14 protein-coding genes and 1 riboswitch are annotated in these 14,692 nt (G+C 62.9%); of the genes, 10 read left to right on the top strand and 4 right to left on the bottom strand.

The features are described 5' to 3' along the window. The first annotated feature begins 15 nt into the window (after positions 1-15). The 3 genes from AC2YB9_RS01540 to hutI are packed head-to-tail and all read left to right on the top strand — an operon-like array spanning position 16 to position 3,451. A complete protein-coding gene (locus tag AC2YB9_RS01540; RefSeq protein WP_487266999.1) occupies positions 16-1,203 on the top strand; it encodes an allantoate amidohydrolase in 1,188 nt (395 codons plus the stop codon). Next, positions 1,200-2,333 (top strand): formimidoylglutamate deiminase, encoded by a 1,134-nt coding sequence (locus AC2YB9_RS01545; protein WP_487267000.1) that lies wholly within the window; start codon positions 1,200-1,202, stop codon positions 2,331-2,333. The genes AC2YB9_RS01540 and AC2YB9_RS01545 overlap by 4 nt, the downstream gene beginning before the upstream one ends. Continuing rightward, positions 2,330-3,451: an imidazolonepropionase gene (gene hutI / locus AC2YB9_RS01550; protein ID WP_487267001.1), complete on the top strand. Its 1,122-nt coding sequence runs from the start codon at positions 2,330-2,332 to the stop codon at positions 3,449-3,451. Before AC2YB9_RS01545 ends, hutI begins: the two co-directional genes overlap by 4 nt. A 4-nt stretch (positions 3,452-3,455) precedes the next feature. Here the strand turns inward: hutI and AC2YB9_RS01555 are convergent, their stop codons facing one another. The 4 genes from AC2YB9_RS01555 to AC2YB9_RS01570 form a co-directional block, all read right to left on the bottom strand. After that, positions 3,456-3,845, bottom strand: a complete 390-nt coding sequence (locus AC2YB9_RS01555; RefSeq protein ID WP_487268552.1) for a YchJ family protein — start codon at positions 3,843-3,845, stop codon at positions 3,456-3,458. Then, positions 3,842-6,688 (bottom strand): (Fe-S)-binding protein, encoded by a 2,847-nt coding sequence (locus AC2YB9_RS01560; RefSeq protein ID WP_487267002.1) that lies wholly within the window; start codon positions 6,686-6,688, stop codon positions 3,842-3,844. Before AC2YB9_RS01560 ends, AC2YB9_RS01555 begins: the two co-directional genes overlap by 4 nt. 191 nt (positions 6,689-6,879) lie before the next feature. Then, a complete protein-coding gene (locus tag AC2YB9_RS01565; protein WP_487267003.1) occupies positions 6,880-8,061 on the bottom strand; it encodes an MFS transporter in 1,182 nt (393 codons plus the stop codon). A 109-nt stretch (positions 8,062-8,170) separates the two neighbouring features. After that, the gene (locus tag AC2YB9_RS01570) at positions 8,171-8,719 is read right to left on the bottom strand and encodes an NUDIX hydrolase family protein (RefSeq protein ID WP_487267004.1); all 549 of its coding nucleotides are present in this window, start codon (positions 8,717-8,719) and stop codon (positions 8,171-8,173) included. A 32-nt stretch (positions 8,720-8,751) separates the two neighbouring features. Between AC2YB9_RS01570 and AC2YB9_RS01575 the strand changes: the two genes are divergently transcribed. The 7 genes from AC2YB9_RS01575 (at position 8,752) to AC2YB9_RS01605 (ending at position 14,690) form a co-directional block, all read left to right on the top strand. Continuing rightward, complete coding sequence (locus tag AC2YB9_RS01575) at positions 8,752-9,135, top strand: ankyrin repeat domain-containing protein (protein WP_487267005.1); 384 nt, start codon at positions 8,752-8,754, stop codon at positions 9,133-9,135. 106 nt (positions 9,136-9,241) lie between these two features. Further along, a riboswitch (TPP riboswitch) is annotated at positions 9,242-9,351 on the top strand. Next, the gene (locus AC2YB9_RS01580) at positions 9,341-9,961 is read left to right on the top strand and encodes an ECF transporter S component (protein WP_487267006.1); all 621 of its coding nucleotides are present in this window, start codon (positions 9,341-9,343) and stop codon (positions 9,959-9,961) included. It overlaps the preceding riboswitch by 11 nt. A 5-nt stretch (positions 9,962-9,966) precedes the next feature. Next, entirely contained in the window at positions 9,967-11,355 is a 1,389-nt protein-coding gene (locus tag AC2YB9_RS01585) for an ABC transporter ATP-binding protein (protein ID WP_487268553.1), read from the top strand. Between the two features lie 17 nt (positions 11,356-11,372). Then, complete coding sequence (locus AC2YB9_RS01590; protein WP_487267007.1) at positions 11,373-12,047, top strand: energy-coupling factor transporter transmembrane component T; 675 nt, start codon at positions 11,373-11,375, stop codon at positions 12,045-12,047. Positions 12,048-12,057: 10 nt separating this feature from the next. Continuing rightward, entirely contained in the window at positions 12,058-13,707 is a 1,650-nt protein-coding gene (locus tag AC2YB9_RS01595) for a hypothetical protein (RefSeq protein WP_487267008.1), read from the top strand. Between the two features lie 81 nt (positions 13,708-13,788). Continuing rightward, on the top strand, positions 13,789-14,151 hold the full coding sequence (locus tag AC2YB9_RS01600; RefSeq protein ID WP_487267009.1) for a GntR family transcriptional regulator: 363 nt from the start codon (positions 13,789-13,791) through the stop codon (positions 14,149-14,151). Between the two features lie 80 nt (positions 14,152-14,231). After that, entirely contained in the window at positions 14,232-14,690 is a 459-nt protein-coding gene (locus tag AC2YB9_RS01605) for a MaoC family dehydratase (RefSeq protein WP_487267010.1), read from the top strand. Positions 14,691-14,692: the final 2 nt, after the last annotated feature.

Consider the following 14,692-nt stretch of genomic DNA (forward strand, 5'->3'; position numbering starts at 1 on the left):
CTTGGGGATGGTGTGATGCTTTCCGACATTGCATCGATCGGACGGGATGCGCATACCGGCGGTTATCGGCGGTATGCGTGGACTGGCGCCGACATGGAAATGCGCGAATGGTTCGTCGCCCAGGCCGAGGCCCGTGGGCTCGATGTCCACGAAGATGGCAACGGCAATCAGTTCGCCTGGCGTCAGCCAGGCGACCGACAGAACAGCGTGTGGCGTGGCGAGGGCCAAAATGCTCTGCTGATCGGCTCACACCTCGATTCGGTCCCCGATGGCGGTGCGTATGACGGCCCGCTCGGCGTCGTGTCGGCCTTCGCCGCACTTGACCGGGTGGGCGAACTCAACCGGCCGCTCGTCATCGGCAACTTCGCCGATGAGGAGGGTGCCCGTTTCGGCATTGCCTGCGCCGGCTCGCAACTGTTAACCGGTGCGCTCGACCCGGAACGAGCGCTCAGCCTCAAGGACCACGATGGCATCACGATGGCCGAGGCGTTGACGGCGCGCGGCCGCGATCCGCGGGCAGTCGGGGCCGACCCCGACCTGCTGGCAAGCATCGGCACCTTCGTCGAACTTCACGTCGAACAGGGCAAATCACTCATCGATTCCGGTGCTGCGGTTGGTGTCGCAAGCGCGATCTGGCCACATGGCCGATTCCGTTTCGACTTTTGCGGCGAAGCCAATCACGCCGGCACGACCGCGATGGCCGATCGGCGTGATCCGATGATCGCCTATGCCGCTACGGTCCTCGCCGCGCAGCGGTTGGCGACCGAGTCGGATGCGCGTGCCACCTTCGGCAAGCTTGTGGTCGAACCGGGTGGAACCAACGCCATACCGTCGCGCGTCACAGCGTGGCTCGATGCGCGTGCCGCCGATGACACGACCTTGGAGTCGATCGTTGATGGGCTGGTGGCTGCCGCCAACGAAGCCTCCGAACGCACGAGCCTCGAGATGGTGACCGAATCCCGCAGTCCCGCGGTCGACTTCGATGTGCCGCTGCGCGACTCGCTCGCCACGCTGCTTGACGCCCCTGTGTTGCCGACCGGTGCTGGTCACGACGCGGGAGTGCTGTCCAAACACCTGCCCACCGCGATGTTGTTCGTCCGCAATCCGACCGGGATCTCACACTCGCCCGAAGAGTTCGCCGAGGACGCCGACTGCCGGGCCGGAGTCGATGCCTTGGTGCGCGTGATCGAGTCGCTGCAATGATCACGCTGCCGGCCTTCGCCAACTGCCACAGCCACGCCTTCCATCGAGCGCTGCGCGGACGCATCACCGGTGCCGATTCGTTTTCGCCACACACTTTTTGGCAGTGGCGCGATCAGATGTATGCGTTGGCGGCCACGCTCGACCCGGATCTGATGTTCGATCTTGCCCGGGCGACTTACGCTGAGATGCGGCTGGCCGGGATCGGCGTGGTCGGCGAGTTCCACTACCTCCACCACGGGCCGAACGGTATGCCATACGACGATCCGAATGCGATGGGCGAAGCGATGATTGCCGCGGCTCGTGACGCCGGTATCCGGATCTGTCTGCTCGACACGTGCTATCTCGCGGCCGGCTTTGGGCGTGCTCCGGAAGGGGTCCAGCAACGCTTCAGCGATGGCAGCGCCGAAGCCTGGGCGTTGCGCGTCGGGGATCTCGCGGCGCATTATGCGACGGCTGATGATGTTGTGATCGGGGCCGCGATTCACTCGGTACGGGCGGTGCCAGCCGAGCAATTGGCGACGGTCACGGCCGCATTGCCAGCCGCACCGCTGCACGTACACCTATCCGAGCAGCCCGCCGAAAACGACGAATGTCTGGCAGCGACCGGCCAGACGCCGACCGACCTACTGGCCGCTGCCGGGGTCTGGACAAATCGCACCACTGCCGTCCACGCAACCCACCTGAACAGCAGCGATATCGAAATGATCGGTGCCGCGAATGCCTACGTATGTTTCTGTCCGACCACAGAGCGCGAACTTGCAGACGGGATCGGTCCGAGCGTCGCGCTGCGCGCTGCCGGTGCACGACTGACACTAGGTTCGGATAGCAATACCGTGATCGACATGTTTGATGAAGCCCGCGCGGTTGAGATGAATCAGCGCCTCGCCAGTGGCGTCCGCGGCGCCTGGAACGCGCGCGAACTGAGTGCGGCGGCCACGTTCACGGGCTATCAGTCGCTGGGATTCGCGGCCGGGGATCAGATCCAAATCTCAACCGATTCGGTTCGTATGGCCGGCGTCATCGAACCGCTGTGGGCGGCGACCGCGGCCGACGTTGTGGCTGATATCGACGCGGCTGCTGTCGCTGCAGACTTGCGCCGGGCCATCGATGCATGTTGGAGTCGGGCATGAGCCTGCTCGTCACCAATATCGGTGAGCTCGTCACCTGGGGCGAAGAAGCGATTCTTCACGACGCTGCGTTCGTCGTCGAGCGTGGCGGGATCGTTTGGGTTGGACCGCGACGGAGCGCCCCGCCGGCCGATGCGGTTCAGGACGTTGGGGGAGCTGCGGTCATACCCGGCTTCGTTGATTCACACAGTCACCTGGTTTTCGCGGGTGAACGATCTGCTGAATTTGAGGCCCGTATGACGGGGGAGCCATACGCCGCCGGCGGCATTCGTACGACTGTCGCTGCGACCCGAGCTGCGACCGATGAGCAATTGGCTGCCAATGTCGCGCGGCATCTCGCCGAAATGCGAGCACAGGGTACGACAACAGTCGAGATCAAGAGCGGCTACGGTCTGACCGTGCGCGATGAAGCGCGATCGCTGGCGATCGCGAAGGAATTCACGCCAGAAACCACATTTTTGGGCGCCCACGTGGTGCCCGACGGAACCGAGGTTGCCGCCTACGTCGATTTGGTGACTGGTCCAATGCTCGAGGCATGTGCGCCGTATGCCCGCTGGGTCGACGTGTTCTGCGAGGACGGCGCATTCGGTGCCGATGAAGCGCGGACGGTGTTGTCAGCCGGCCAAGCGGTCGGACTGATCCCACGGATCCACGCGAACCAACTCGGGTTTGGCCCAGGTGCTCAGGTCGCGGCAGAGGTGGGCGCTGCCGCTGCCGATCATTGCACCTATTTGACCGACGCCGACATCAGCGCGTTGGCCGACGCGGGCGTCGTGGCAGGGCTGCTGCCGGGGGTCGAGTTCTCGACCCGCCAGCCATACCCTGATGCGCGGCGCCTTCTTGATGCCGGCGTGACGGTGGCACTGGCGACCGACTGCAATCCGGGCAGTTCCTACACGTCCTCAATGCCGTTTTGTATTGCTGTCGCGGTTCGAGACATGGGTATGAGTCCGCGCGAGGCGCTCTGGTCGGCCACGATGGGCGGTGCGGCATCGCTCCAGCGTGGTGACATCGGCCGGCTGTCAGTTGGCGCAAAAGCCCATTACGTCGTGCTCGACGCACCGTCCTACGTACACCTCGCTTACCGTCCGGGTGTCCCGCTCGTCTCGGCGGTGAGTTAGCGCACTACTCCGCGTCGAGGTAGAACCAAGCTCCGTCTGCGCGGGCGAATCGGCTGACTTCAGTCTGCTCGCCGGCGCCATCGGGATGGCGATAATAGGCGCGGAACGCCACGATGCCTTGATCGTCGAAGATCCCGCCCCGGGCGGTGCGATCGATGTCGAGGTGGTACCACCGCCGCTCTAGGTCGAGCTCGAGTGTCGCTGGTCGGGTACGTGGATGCCAGGTGCTGAGCAGGTAAGCGGTGTCGCCGAGAGCGAAGGCCGTGAATCGGGACCGCATGAGTTGCTCAGCCGTTGAGGCGCGCCGCTCGCCGCTCAGTAACGGATAACAGCACGTGCCGAAAGTGTTGCCACTCAGGCACCGGCAGCGATCCGTTGCATCGGTTATGGTCAGGCCTTTTCGGGATCCTCAGGCAATGTCGGCCTCGGATCGTGCGAGCCGCCCTCGGCGATCATGAACTTGCCACCCTCGAAGTCGCCCTCGGCCTGCTGCGTGTCCACATCGGATTCGCGGCCAACGGTCGGCTTCTCCGCAGGCTCGGGGGTTTCGTCGGGGCCGTCATTGTCAGATCCGCTGTCAGCAGCAGCAGCATCATCGAAGGACAACTGTTCGTGTGCCGCAGCCTTATCGGCCCCGGAACTGACTTCTTGCGCGGTCGGGGATGCGTTCTCCAACGGTGCGACATCATCGGCCACCGGATCGGGCGTTGCGCCGTCTTCGACCGAGGTGATCTCAGCAGCGGACTCGACAACTTCTTCGTCCTTGACCGGCTCAGGCTTCGGCTCCGATTCGGCCTCAGCCGCCGAACTGGGTTCGGACTCCGACTCCGGCTCGGACGCTGGTGCCTTTTCGGGCTCAGCAGTCTCCGGCGCCGCGCTGGTGCCGGTGTTGACTGGTCCGACGTTGGCTTCGGCGGCGGCTTCCTTCTCGGATGCTGACTGCGTTGCGCCGTCTGAAGTGGCGTCAGAGTCGTCAGCCGGGGCCCTGTCGTCCTCCGCGGCCGATTCGGTTTCGCTTGCCGCCGCTGTCGCAGTCGCCTGTTCGGCTTCGGCGACGACATCGGCAGTTTCGGCTGGTTCAGGTGCGCGCTTGATCGAGGCAAGCAGCATCTGCGCGACGTCGAGAATCTCGACTTCAGGGCGAGCATTGCCTTCGGACTGCTGCAGGGTCAAACCATCGGAGAGCATGACGCGACAGAACGGGCAACCGACCGCGATCTGGTCGGCGCCGGTGGCGACGGCCTCTTCGGTGCGATTGACGTTGATGCGAGTGCCGATGGTCTCTTCCATCCACATCCGCGCGCCGCCGGCGCCACAGCAGAAACTCTTCTCCTTGTTACGCGGCATCTCCTTGAACGTCGCGCCCGGGATTGCGCCGAGTAGTTCGCGCGGAGCTTCATACACCTGATTGTGGCGACCGAGGAAGCATGGATCGTGATAGGTGATCGTCTTCTCTTCGACGGCTCCGGCGGTCGGTGCGACCGGAGTGAGCTTGCCTTCACGCACGAGTCGGTTGAGCAATTGCGTATGGTGAACGACTTCGAGCTCGATGCCGAGCTCGGAGTATTCGTTCTTGAGCGTGTTGAAGCAGTGCGCGCAGGTGGAGACGACCTTCTTGACCTTCGTCTCCTTGAACGTTTCGACGTTCTGCATCGCGAGTTGCTGGAACACGATCTCGTTGCCGGCACGCCGCGCCGGATCACCCGTACACGTCTCGCCGTCGCCGAGGATGCCGAACGTGACGCCCGCGGTATTGAGCAGTTCGGCAACCGCCTGGGTCGTCTTCTTGGCACGATCCTCGAAGGCGCCAGCGCAGCCGACCCAGAAGAGCCATTCAACCGAGTCAAGATCCTCAATGTCACGACCGACCTGTTTGATCTCGAAATCGAGGCCCTTGGTCCAGTCGAGCCGGCCCTTGGGATCCATGTTCCACGGATTGCCCTTGCGCTCAAGACCCTTGAAAATGTTGTTGAGCTCGCTGGGGAAGTTGGACTCGACGAGCACCTGGTAGCGGCGCATGTCGATGATGTGGTCGACGTGTTCGATGTCGACGGGGCACTGCTGGACGCAGGCACCGCAGTTGGTGCACGACCACAGAACATCGGGATCGATGACGCCGAACATCTCTTCGAGGCCGATCAGCGGGCGATCCAGCTGAGCCTGCTGTTCTTCGGTGCGTTGATCTTCGGAGATGTCCAGCAGCGGAATCGTGGCGTAAGCGTGATCGCGCAAGCCCATCATGAGCAACTTCGGCGAGAGCGGCTTCTCAGTCGCCCACGCGGGACACTGGCTCTGACAGCGGCCGCACTCGGTGCAGGTGGAGAAGTCGAGGATGCCCTTCCACGTGAAGTCTTGGACCTTCCCGACGCCGAGCTTCTCGAAGTCTTCTTCGTCGAGGTCGTCCATCGCCTCGAGATCGAGCGGCTTGCCCTTGACATACAGGGGCGTTGCGGCGCCGAGCGCGGTGCCGCCGTCGGATTCGCGCTTGAACCAGATGTTCGGCCAAGCAAGGAAACGGTGCCAAGCGATGCCCATCGTGAGATTGCGTGAGATGACCAGCAGCCAAACCAACGCGAGCACGATCTTGAACATTGCGACGAAGTAAATGATGTTCTCGTTGGCCGCGGCCGACGACGGATAGAGGTCGCCGATCCAGGACGCGATCGGGAAATGTGCGCGTGTCGCACTGTCGTGTCCTAGCGCCTGACCGAGGTTAAATTCGGCACCGCGGATGAAAAGAATTGCCGCGCCCTCGACCATCGCGAGGATCTCGACGAAGTAGGCCTGCCAGAACGACGAGCCATAGAAGCGGCTGCCGCGCTGCAAGCGTCGTGGGTGTTTGACCTGACGGTAAATGATCAGGTAGATGATGCCGATTGTGCTGAGCAACCCGATGATCTCGCTGAACCATTCATACGGGTACCAGTGGCCGATTAGCGGCCAGACGAACTCGGCGTCGAAGATTTGGACGAACGCCGATGCGACGGCCGTGCTCAAGAAGATGAACGCGGCGAACACGAACCAGTGCATGATGCCGATCGCGGTCCACTGCAACATGCGCGTATGACCGACGGTCTCCTTGAACATCGTCAGCGAGCGCGATGTCGGCTTGTCGGTGCGGCCGATTGCCGGTTGGCCACCCCGAATGACGGCGGTCATATCGATGATCGCCTTCACCAACACCGGGATGGTGACTGCGGTCAGGATGAGCGACACCACAATGGCGAAGGTTCGCATGTCATCTCCTTAGGACGAGACGTGTTCGACAAAACAGTAGTGTGTTGGAGCGGTTTGTGCGCACTAAGGCATGCCATACCGACGGTTTGTTCCAACCTCGATAGAGCGCTGCTCTTAACAGAAAACTGTCACTTCTCACAGGTTGCAACCTGTCAAGAGTGACAGTTCCCCAGGATATCCTGGGAAACGTTTTAACGGGAGGGGCGTTCGCCCTTGACGGGGATCAGCGGTATCGCGATTAGCGGGAACAGTGCGACGATCGCGAAACCGAAGGCATAGCCGTGCCCGGTGATTGCGGCACCGATCAACGGCGGCACGGCCGCGGAGGTCAGGAATTGGCCGGTGTTCTGGGTGCCGAGGGCTCGGCCCGACCAGTACGGGCCACCGATCTCGGCCACCGAGGTGAACGCAAGGCCGTTGTCGGCAACGGTGATGATCGACGCGATCACCATCAACGTGATCGCAAGCGGAGTTCCCTCGAGCAGGCCGAGGGCAAGCATTGACAACATCGCCGCGACCGAAACGATGCGCATCGGGCCCAATCTGCTGCCGACTCGATCGGACCAAACGCCGGCGCCGACCCGACCGGCCGAACCCAACAGTTGGACCGCGGCGATGAGCGCGCCTGCGGCGAACGCGGACCATCCCTTATCGCTGATGAGCCAGACAACCGCATATGTCCACACGGTGAATTGTGGGATGACCAGCAACATGGATGACACGTGAATCCGCCACAGACGATCGTCGCGGCGGTAAGGATTCACCAGATGACCGAGATCGGCGGCTTGCTGCCGGGTCGGTCGCGGCGGATCGACAATGAGCAGGCCGATCAAGAGCGCGATCAAACACAGGCAGGCCGGGACCAGGATTGCGGTGAACAGGCCGAAATTTTTGGCGGTCACCGGGATGATCAATGCGGCGAGTCCGACGCCGAGCGGTTGTGCGGTCTGGCGGATACCCATCGCGAAGCCACGCTGATCGGCGGGGAACCAGCCGACAACGATGCGCCCGCTGGCTGAGCTGGCGCTGGCGCCGCCCATGCCGCCGAGGAACAGGAAGACGGCGAGCGCAGCGTACGAGTGGGAGGTGAAAGCCGCCGCGAACGCCGAGACGGTGATGAGCGTCATCCCGTATGCCATCGAGCGCCGCTCACCGATCCGGTCGACCACCGCGCCCCAGAGGATCAGCGTCAGCGTCGTACCGACGAGCGGGGCTGAAGCGATCAGACCAGCGTGAACGAGCGAGAGTCCGCGTTCGAGGTGGAGCAGCGGGATGAGGAATGGTGCCGCGCTGATGAACACGGTGCCAGCGATCTGTCCGGCCATGCTGACTGCCAGCATCAGCCATCGATTGGGCGTGCGCTCAGCGATCATCAAGCGACATCATATTCCTCCGCATGGGCGGTGCCCCAGCAACCTAATCCCGCCGCAATTAGGTGGCTGAGACACCGCCGGGGGAGTCGAGAGGTTGCTGAGACACCGCTCAACGGGTGAAGGTACCGACCGAGGCCAATGCCTCGCGCAGCAGCGCGCCTCTGCCACCTTCCATATCGTCCAGGACTTCGGTGCTCAGCGCCTCCTCCGGCGTGAGCCAAGTGAGTTCGAGCGCATCCTGGCGGGGCTGGCAGTCGCCGGTGACCGGGATGACGTAGGCGAGCGCAACCGCATGCTGGCGCGGGTCATGGAGCGGCGTGACGCCCGGCAGCGGGAAATATTCGGCCACCGAGAACGGCACTGTGCTGACTGGCAACTGCGGAAAGGCAGTCGGTCCGAGATCTTTCTCGAGGTTTCGAAGCAGCGCGTCGCGGACTGATTCACCGTGCATGACGCGGCCTGAAACGAGCGTTCGGGTGAGTTCGCCAGTTGTTGCCGATCCGCGCAGCAGTATGCCGATTAGCTCGACATGGCCGAGTGCATCGATCCGTACGGGCACCGCTTCGACATACAGAATCGGCACTCGTGATCGCGTCTCCTCGAGTGCGATGTCGGAGAGCCAGCCGGGATTGGGATCGGGAGTGCGTACAGAAGCCATAACGCATTCTCGCAGTTGCTACGTTTCTTCCCATGACTGAAACGCCCGATGCGGACGCAATCGCTCTCGCGCAGCAACTCCTCGACGATGCGCGGGAGGGAAATGCCGAGCACCTGACGGCCTATTTGGACGCGGGAGTGCCGGTCGAATTGACCGATACGGCGGGCAACACCCTGCTCATGCTGGCGGCCTATCACGGTCATACGTCGATCCTGGCAGCACTTATCGAGCGCGGTGCGAACGTTGATGCGATCAATGATCGTGGCCAGTCGCCGATCGCCGGTGCATTGTTTAAAGGTGACGAAGAAGTTGTCGCACTGCTGCTCGCCGCGGATGCGGATCTCGATGTAGGCACGCCCTCGGGCCGGGCTGCAGCCGAGATGTTCGATCGCACGGACCTGCTGGGCGGTGTCTGAGCAACCGCATCGGCGGCTTGGGTTCAAGGGTCGTGGCAACACTCGGCAGGCTGAAAGGTTGCCCAGCCACCGCCGGGTCGGGTTGGCTTGAAGGAGGTACGCTGGACTCACATGACAGGGGAGCGCCTTGCAGACGGTGCTGAGAGTGCGGATCCACCGCAGACCCTTGAACCTGCTCCGGTTAGTACCGGCGAAGGGAGTCCGCATGACAACATCTGTGCAACCCTCCAAAGTCCGTGAGTTCTTTTCTTATCGGACCATCGATCTGGTCACCATCGCCACCTTGGGTGTCGCCTTCGGTGTCATCTTCTGGGGCTGGGGGAAGCTGTATGAGCCGATCAGCAACCTGCTCAACCTGAGCTATCCGCCATCGGCGGGTCTCATGGTTGGCCCCTGGCTGATGGCCGGTGTGGTGGGCGGTCTAATCGTCCGCAGAGCCGGCGCGGCGCTCGTGACCGAGATCATCGCGGCTGCTGTGTCCGCATTGGTTCCCGGCGGGACCCAATGGGGTATGAGCGTGCTGGTTTCGGGATTCTGGCAGGGCCTTGGCGCCGAATTGATTTTGGCGGTTTTCCTCTACAAACGCTTCGGCATCTTTGCGGCGGCGCTTGCTGGCATCTTGTCGGCGGCCTTCGAAGGCGCGTATGAATGGCAGGCCTATTACCCCGATTGGGAATGGCCCTACCGGTTTGCGCATCTGGGCTTCCTGGCTGTCTCGGGTGCCATCATCGCGGGTGCGGGTGGCTGGGCGTTGACGCGCGCGCTCGCCCGAGCTGGCGTGCTTGATTCCTTCGGGCCGGGGCGCGAAGCCAGTCCCGAGGTGTGACGTCCATGGCCGCCGGGGCTCGTTTCTGCGGGTTTTCCTGGCGGCCGCTCGGTCGTCGTGAGCCAGTGATCGCTGGCTTCGATCTCACCATCGAAGCTGGCGAGCGCGTCCTCATCACCGGGCCGAGTGGCGCCGGAAAATCGACCCTTTTGTATGCGCTTGCAGGCGCTCTGGGAACCACCATCGCCGGGGACAAGAGCGGTGACGTTGAGGTGGACGGCCGCATCGGCTTGCTATTGCAAAATCCCGGCGATGCCGTCGTCGCGGAGCGCATCGGACGCGATGTGGCATTCGGGCCAGAGAATCTCGGGTTGTCGCGAGTTGAGATCGCCCGGCGAGTGACCGCTGCGCTTGCGGCGGTCGGGCTCCCATACCGTGCAGATCACTTCACCACGGCACTGTCCGGCGGGGAACTCCAGCGGCTCGCGCTAGCCGGCGTACTCGCGATGGAGCCGCAGTTGTTGCTGCTTGATGAACCGACATCGATGCTTGATGAGATTAATGCGACGGCCGTACGACGGGCAATCATCGATGCTGCCGGCGATTCGACCCTCATCGTCGTCGAACATCACATCGGCCCGTGGCTGGAGCATGTTGATCGGGTCATCGTGCTCTCCAAGGATGGCTGCATAGTCAGCGATGGACCACCCACCTCGTTGACGGCGGCGAACCTTCCGGACGGTGTCTGGGCGCCCGGGCTGCCGACGCCAACGCCCTTGGAGATTCCCCAAGCGTTGGTTCAACCGCGCGCCGATCCGCTGCGCATCGCGCTGAGTGAGGTGAGCGTCGATCTGCGTACGCGCACTCTTCGCGGTGCCGAGACATCACATGCGCTGACCGCATTCAGCGCGGATCTCGAACCGGGCGCAATCACGGCGCTCAGAGGACCGAGCGGCGCGGGCAAATCCACGGCGCTGGCTACTTTCGCAGGCCTGCTCACACCACGATCGGGGACCGTCACCCCCCGCGTGAATGCTTGGCGATCACCGAAACTTGCCGGCGCAATCGGCTGGGTCCCACAAAATCCTGAGCACGGATTCCTCGCACGGACAGTCGCCGAGGAAGTCGAAAAAACCTCTGCGCGGCTCGGCACCGTAGTTGATACGGGTGCGCTGCTCGACGTATTCGGCCTCAGCGCTCTGGCTCAGTCCAGCCCCTATCGATTGTCCGGCGGTGAGCAGCGACGGCTAGCCCTTGCTGCTGCACTGGGGCATCGGCCAGGGGTGGTGCTCCTCGACGAGCCGACGGTCGGTCAGGACCGCAATACCTGGGCGGCGGTCGTTGGCTGGTTGAGTTCGGCCGCACGCGGGGGAGCTGCGACGGGTGTGGCGACCCATGATGGCCTCATCGAGAGCGATGTTGAGATCCAGCTAATGACGGGCCGGGCCGTATGAGGTCATGGATCGTGCGGGTGAACCCGCTCGTACTTATGTCGATCGGATTGTTCTCGCTGCTGGGATCATTCACTATCCGCGATCTGCAGATCGCACTCATCGCACTCGGCGTGTACGTCGTTGCGGCTGTCCTGCTGTTGCCGTCGTGGAAGTACCCCCTGCTGTGTTTGGCATTCACGTCAGTCGCGGCCTTATCAGTCGTCTACTCCACCTGGCGTGGCGGCGGTCATGATGAGCGGGAGGCGGTAACTGCTGGCGTTCGGATTGTCGTGCTTGCTTGGCCGGGCTCGGTTGCGCTCGGATTTGTCGACGCGGCGAGGCTGGCCGACTACCTTGCCCAAACGCTGCGCCTTCCGGCGCGTTTTGTTGCCGCCTTCTCCGCTGCGCTCCAGCGTTTTGCAAGTCTCGGCGCGTCGTGGCAACAGCTCGATCGGGCACGTCGGATTCGCGGTTTTGGGCCATCGCGCAATCCCATCGCTACGGGAGGCTATGCCGCGAACATGTCCTTCGGTTTGCTCGTCTCCGCATTGCGGGGGGCATCCCAGTCGGCGATCGCAATGGACGCCCGTGGCTTCGCAACCGCCCAGCATCGGACCTGGGCCGAGCCAGCGCTGTGGGCCCGGCTCGACCGGGTTGGCCTGGTCGTCGCGTTCGCCCTCGGCGCGGTAGCCCCCGTCCTGATGATTCTGTGACACTGGCGGCATGCGTATTCGAGGGGCTCTCACCAGCATTACTGTTCTTGCCCTGACACTGGGCGCGTGCGGCGCTAAGGCCGATCCCGGCCAGGAAAGTTCGGTCTCATATGCCGGTTACACCGCGGACAAGCCGGATCTGATTGGTCTGAAGTCCGCCGTCGTCACGCTCGCCAACGGAAACAAGTTGGCTGTTGTGTTGCCGAACAAGAAGCGGGCCATGATCCAGCGCTTCTCCGCGGCGGCACGAAAATGGACCAAGCCGGCCCTCCTTTACACCGCGGTGGCTCGTGAGTGCGGTGATGTCGAGGTCGCTACGGGTGGTAAAACCGTTGCTGTCCTGCTCTCCTGCGATGTGGATTACGCCGAGGATCAGGCGCCGACGAAGAGCGTCGCCCTCGTCAGCACCGACCTTAGGACGTGGCATCGTCAAACTCTTGCCGGCGAATCGGCCGGCAGGGTAGGGGTGTCACCGCGAGGGAAGTACGCGGTGTTCAGCGCCGACAGTAATTGGCACCCGCTGAGATGGAGCGCAGCTGGCTTCACCCCGATCGCAATCAAGGACACCGGTAACAACACAGGCCTCGTGATCGCCAATGACGATGGGCGCATCGCCGTCGCCGATGCCGATCCGAAGGCCAAGAATTGCACGCTCAGGTTCCAGTACGCCGCCAGCAGTGCCTCAGTCATCCTCGATCCGACCGGTAAGTATGGCGAGTGCAGCGACCTCATTCTCGATCTGTTGGATGCCAACACGGTGCTGGCCGGAGGTGGCCTCGCTGGCGACGACTTCACGTTGGCCCGTGACAAGAACGACCGCTGGTCGGTCAAACACATCGCACCGGTCAATGCCCCGGGGCTCAAGAACTATTCGGACAATCCGAAGACCGCAATCAGCTCCGAGATCTTCGCGATCACAGATGGCACGCTGATCTCGATTGGTTCGCCCGACCGCCGTCACATTGACGTCCAGACCTATGACGCTGCCGCCGGGCGGTGGCGCAAACCGGCGACCGTATATGACCGGGGATTTCCCGGCTGTACGAGCCTCGGCTTGGATAACGTCGACCGCCGTGCGGTCTTCGGGTTCGAGATCACCTGTTACCCGACGGCTCATGTCAACGGTTCCTACCGACCGAACGTCAAGGGTGATATCGGCTCCGCGGCGCCATACGACGGTCGGATGATTCTGATCAGTCGTGACGGTTCTGACTGGGATCACTATGAGCTCGGCACCCGTTCGGCGGTGTGGTCAGACGACGGTTCGTACGTGCTGATTCCCGGCAATCCGGTCAGATTGGTCGGGGCAGGCGAGGCAACTAAGTTGGGTCCTGGTGACGGTCCATGCGACACGTTCTTCGTGACTAACGGTGGTACGGCATACCGAATAGGCGACGCCGATGGTACGCACCGTGGCTGGCCGACGACGCTGCAGAAAGCCGACGGCAAGTCTTGGCAGGCGGTTGGCCCGGTGCCGGTCTCGCCACCGAAATCGGGCGCCTGCGTCTACGCCAACAATGAAGGCTTCGAAGGTCATCTGTCCTGGACCTACTGGCGTAGGTACGCGTTCGCGCCCGGCTATGACGGCAGCAGCAAGATGTGGCTCGAAGTCCGCCCGGCCGGCGACTCTTGGAAAGTGGTCAAGAGCGATCAGGGCTGACGGAGTTCATGATTGTTGTCCGAGTTGGGACCGAGTGATTTGCTTGAGCGAGCAATTCGACGAAGTAGAGAGCAGCCTGCCGTGAGTTTTTGGATAGATCCGAATGCGCTGACGCCCCCGTATGAACAGCTTCGTGAGCAGTTGCTGGCCCAGATTGCGTCGGGAGAGTTGGCTGCTGGAGCCAAATTGCCAACGGTGCGTGGACTTGCCGAAGAGCTTGGACTGGCGCCGAACACCGTCGCTAAGACTTACCGGGAACTCGAACGCCTTGGTGCGGTCGAAACCCGTGGTCGGCGCGGCACCGTCGTGCGATCGGCGCTGCCGCAGGCTGATCTGGCGGCGAGCATTGCGGCGCGCGAGTTCGCTTTCCGTATGCATGATCTGGGTCTGTCGACCGCGGCTGCGCTCGCTCTAGCCGAAGCAGCTCTGGCAGAGTCTCGATAGTCACCGAAGGGTCTGGCGCAAGCAGGTTCCGTACCGTAGGCTGCAACTAAGCAAGCGCTTAGCAAACCTTCGGAGGACTCATGCGCACATTTGAGAGCGTCGCGGCCTTTGCCGCCGCAGTCGGTGAAGACATCGGCACCAGCGACTGGTTGACGGTCACCCAAGAACAGATCAACCTGTTCGCAGATGCGACCGGCGATCATCAGTGGATCCACGTTGATCCCGAGCGTGCTGCGACTGGCCCTTTCGGCACGACAATCGCGCACGGCTACCTGACGCTGTCGCTGCTTCCGGTGCTGCTCGAGCAAACCTATTCCGTCGAGAATGTCGCGATGGGCATGAACTATGGCGCCAACAAGGTCCGGTTCCCCGCTCCGGTGCCAGTCAATTCGCGGCTCCGCGCCTCGGCGAAACTGCTCGAGGCCACGCCGATTGCGATTGGTACGCAATTCGTCCTGCAGGTTGCCGTCGAACGCGAGGGCACCGAGAAGCCGGTCTGTATTGCCGAAGTCGTCTACGTGATGGCAGGGGCGAACTAGCC

This window comes from Aeromicrobium changchenzhani (assembly GCF_057586615.1).